This window comes from Coprococcus sp. AF21-14LB, assembly GCF_003458885.1.
Taxonomy (GTDB): domain Bacteria; phylum Bacillota; class Clostridia; order Lachnospirales; family Lachnospiraceae; genus UBA9414.
The window spans coordinates 1-4,043 of sequence record NZ_QRVX01000091.1; the positions used below are offsets into that span (position 1 = coordinate 1).

A 4,043-nucleotide genomic window follows, 5' to 3' on the forward strand; every position below is an offset into this window, starting at 1 on the left:
GGATTATGAATTCATACGCAAATCTACTATGAGGACGATCATAAAAGAAACAAAACAGAAAAAATAGAAAAATAGCACATATCGTTGCAAACAAGAAAACGGCTACACCACCCATGTTTACTGGACTTGTAGCCGCATTTTCATTTTTCAACTGTCAAAGATGGGAGTATATCACAAAATTGTTGTTGCAACAATTGTTAAATTCTGTTTGCCAGGGACTTGCCCGGTTGGGCAGGAGGTGGAAATGGAAGATAATTATAGAGAAGTAAAAAAGGCAGAACCATGCCTGAAATTGATCCACATGGATCAGGTTGAAGTGGAAGAAATCGAATGGCTCTTTTATCCCTTCATACCATATGGGAAGGTCACCATTATTCAGGGAGATCCTGGAGAGGGGAAGACTACTGTGGTGTTGCAGATCATAGCAAAATTAACAAAAGGAGAAGCAATATTAAGTGAGACAAGCGAAGGAAAATCTGAAGAGACAGGTGTAGAGCCAATCAATGTGATTTATCAAACAGCTGAAGATGGACTGGGCGATACGATCAAACCGAGATTGTTAGCGACAGGGGCAGATTGTTCCAGAGTCTTGGTGATTGATGACCAGGATCAGCCATTAACAATGGTAGATGCAAGGCTGGAAGAAGCGATCATACAGACGAAAGCAAGACTTGTAGTATTAGATCCAATTCAAGGCTTTCTAGGGGCTGGTGTTGATATGCATAGGGCAAATGAGATTCGCCCATTGATGAAAAGAATCTCTGTATTAGCAGAAAAATATCAATGTGCCATTATTCTGATCGGTCATATGAATAAAAATAGTAATGGAAAATCATCCTATCGTGGATTGGGTTCTATTGACTTTCAAGCGGCAGCAAGAAGCGTGTTGATTGTTGGAAGAGTGAAAGATGAACCGGAAATCCGAGTGATCTGTCATGTAAAGAGTTCTCTTGCTCCGGAAGGAGATGCTATCGCCTTTCGATTAGACAAAGAAAAAGGATTTCATTGGATTGGAAAATATGACATCAGTGCAGAGGACTTATTGTCTGGTGATGGGCGAGGGCAAAAGATCCGAAGTGCGAAAGAATTTTTAAAAGAGATCTTAGCAAATGGATCAATGGAACAGACAAAAATAGCGGAAGAAGCAGAAGAACGAGGAATTAAAAAGAAAACACTTTGGAATGCGAAGAAGGAATTACAGATTGATTCTGTGAAAATAGGAAATAAATGGTTCTGGATGTTACAAGAAGAGTAAAGGAAGATGGCAAGATTACCATATCTTAAAGAATAGGGAATCTTGCCACCTTGATTAAAAAGGAGTGAAGTGATGAAAAAAGTACAGATTGATTATGAACTGTTTCGAAAATTGATCTTTTATCATTTGGGTTCAGATGATCAGTATGAAGAAGATATTCGAAATGGCTTGGAAGAAAAATTGGATGCATTAGTCAGACATGAACTCTATACGAAGTATAAGACTGCTCCTTCTGAGGAAGAGCAGGAGAAAGCACGACAGGAATATTTAGATAAGCGTGGAGTGTCAGCCAGTTATCGATGGTGATGTTTGTTTTGGGAATATAGAACAGGAGCGTGGCACGCACCTGTATCATACCAAACAAGGAGAATTGCTGTAGGGTGTAGCCGATACAGTACTGGCTGATTTGAAAGCTCCCGGCAGGGCGCAAGGGTACTTTTGATGGACGTTAGGCTGTCGAAAGTGCTTTTGCGTTACTTTTGACAAAAGTAACAAAACATAATCGCCATATCTGGCGTTTTAAAATGAATGAAAGGAGATTTATTGAAGAGGACGATTAGTTTTATGACAGGAAAAGGCTCCCTGAACCATAATAGTAGAAAATTTCATGCAAAGAATACGGATCCGAACAGAACTCATTGGAATGTTGAATATTGTAATGAAGATATCAAAGACGTATATCATGAATTATTTGACGACGCCTTGAAGCGTTACAATGATAAACAGACTCGAAAAGATCGTAAGATAGATGATTACTACGAAAAGATACGTTCCGGGAAACAAGAAAAATTATTTCATGAGGTTATCCTTCAGATCGGTGATAAAGACAATATGGGATCAGAAACGATGGAAGGACAACTTGCTGCAAAAATATTAGATGAATACATGAAAGGATTTCAAGAACGGAATCCTACGTTGCGAGTATTTGCTGCTCATCTGCATTTAGACGAAGCAACACCGCATCTACATATTGATTTTATCCCCTATGTTACAGGAAGTAAGCGAGGACTTGATACAAGAGTATCTTTAAAACAAGCCTTATCGTCATTAGGATTTAAAGGTGGTTCCAGAAGTGAGACGGAGCTAAATCAATGGGTACAATCAGAAAAGGAAAAATTAGCCATGGTCATGAGGGAAAATGAGATAGAATGGGATCAGAAAGGAACTCATGAACCACATCTTTCTGTATTGGATTACAAGAAAAAGGTTCGAGAACAGGAAGTAGAAGAATTAACGGAACATAAGAATTTATTGGAACATGATTTGCATGATATCAGTGAATGTGTGGATGAGATCCAAAAGGAAAAAGAACAGGCAGAAAAAGAGAGAGATGCGGTAATTAAAAGGGTTGAAAAAAACAACAAACGAGAACAGGAAAAGAAATATATACAGGACACAATCGCTCAAAATCGCAGAGGTGAGCGTAAAGGTACAGTTATTATGCCTGAAAGGAAAATCTATGCATTTCAAGATGCAAAAAAAATAAGAGTAGGAGCATATTGTAGAGTTAGTACTGCAGAAGAAGCACAAGTAGGTAGTTTTGAAATGCAGGTACAACATTTTAAATCTGTTATCGAAAACAATCCAAATTATGAGTTAGTAAAAATTTATTCAGATGAAGGAGTTAGTGGTACTTCAGTAGAAAGGCGAAAAGGATTTCAAGAAATGATGACAGATGCAGAAAAAGGAAAATTAGATTTAATCCTAACAAAAAGCATAAGTCGTTTTGGTAGAAATATAGTTGATATTTTAACAGCACTACGAAAACTTAGCAATTTGTCTCCGCCTGTTGCAGTTAATTTTGAATCAGAAGGAATAAATACGAGTGATGGTAAAAATAAATTAGTAATATCTATTCTTTCAGCACTAGCAGAACTTGAAAGTCAACAAAAAAGCATCGCAATCAAAGAAGGTATACGTTATCGCATGCAAGAGGGTCTATATAAATTTTCTGTACATAATACCATTGGTTATTATCGTGATTATTCCGGTAGAATTAAAATAGAACCAGCTGAAGCAAAAATTGCTCAATATATTTATGAATGTTTTTTAGAAGGTGGATCACCACAGGAAATTGCAGATTTTCTTACAGAGCAAGGTATTCGTTCTCCTAAAAATATGGAATATTGGAAATCAGCAACTGTTCGCAGTATTTTATCTAATGAAAAATACTGTGGAAATGTACTATACCAAAAAACTTATTCAAAAGATTATCTCACCCATAAAACTGTAAAAAATAACGAAGTTTTACCACAGTATTTTTGGGAAAATAATCATCCAGCTATAATTAATAAGAAAACTTGGGACAAGGCACAAGAACTTCTTTCTTCTGGAAAATATGGTAAAAATAAAAAGCAGATAGTCAAACTAAATAAGAAATTCACAGTGTCGAAAGTAAAAAATGGAGTTTTAAGAGGATTCATTTTAATTGATACGAGCTGGACAAAGGAAGAACGAGATATTGTAATAAAAATCTTAGAAAATAAAGAGCTTGACTAGATTCAAGCGGAAAGGAATTATTTATGGCAATCGATTTTTCTAAAATTAATCTTGAAGTTATTGATATTAACACAAATACAAACCCAGATATTTTTATAAATCAAAGTGGAATTACGTTTAGCAGTAAACGCAAAATAGCGAGTACCTGTTCAAAATCATCCGATGTGAGATAATAGACTCATCACTACAAAGTCCAAATAGTTTAGTACTCAACTTTTTTGACTTTGCTACAGGAGGTGAGTTATGAAATCTCATACAAGTTTAGTTGCACAGCAAACCCGTCTGAGTG

At 36.3% G+C, this 4,043-nt stretch carries 3 protein-coding genes and 2 pseudogenes; all 5 read left to right on the forward strand.

Translation table 11 applies throughout. From position 1 onward, the window contains the following. Positions 1 to 244 precede the first annotated feature (244 nt). The 5 genes and pseudogenes from DWX73_RS12885 to DWX73_RS15845 all read left to right on the forward strand — a co-directional run bounded on the left by DWX73_RS12885 (position 245) and on the right by DWX73_RS15845 (position 3,754). A complete protein-coding gene (locus DWX73_RS12885) occupies positions 245 to 1,255 on the forward strand; it encodes an AAA family ATPase (protein WP_118349090.1) in 1,011 nt (336 codons plus the stop codon). 72 nt (positions 1,256 to 1,327) lie between these two features. Then, positions 1,328 to 1,561 (forward strand): hypothetical protein, encoded by a 234-nt coding sequence (locus DWX73_RS12890; protein ID WP_003019356.1) that lies wholly within the window; start codon positions 1,328 to 1,330, stop codon positions 1,559 to 1,561. A gap of 258 nt (positions 1,562 to 1,819) precedes the next feature. Further along, positions 1,820 to 2,489, forward strand: a pseudogene (locus DWX73_RS15665) (plasmid recombination protein); the annotation flags it as partial. Positions 2,490 to 2,761: 272 nt separating this feature from the next. Next, positions 2,762 to 3,181, forward strand: a pseudogene (locus DWX73_RS15840) (recombinase family protein); the annotation flags it as partial. Further along, positions 3,182 to 3,754 carry a recombinase family protein gene (locus DWX73_RS15845; RefSeq protein ID WP_442872002.1) on the forward strand — a complete coding sequence of 191 codons (573 nt, stop codon included), beginning with the start codon at positions 3,182 to 3,184 and terminating at the stop codon, positions 3,752 to 3,754. Positions 3,755 to 4,043: the final 289 nt, after the last annotated feature.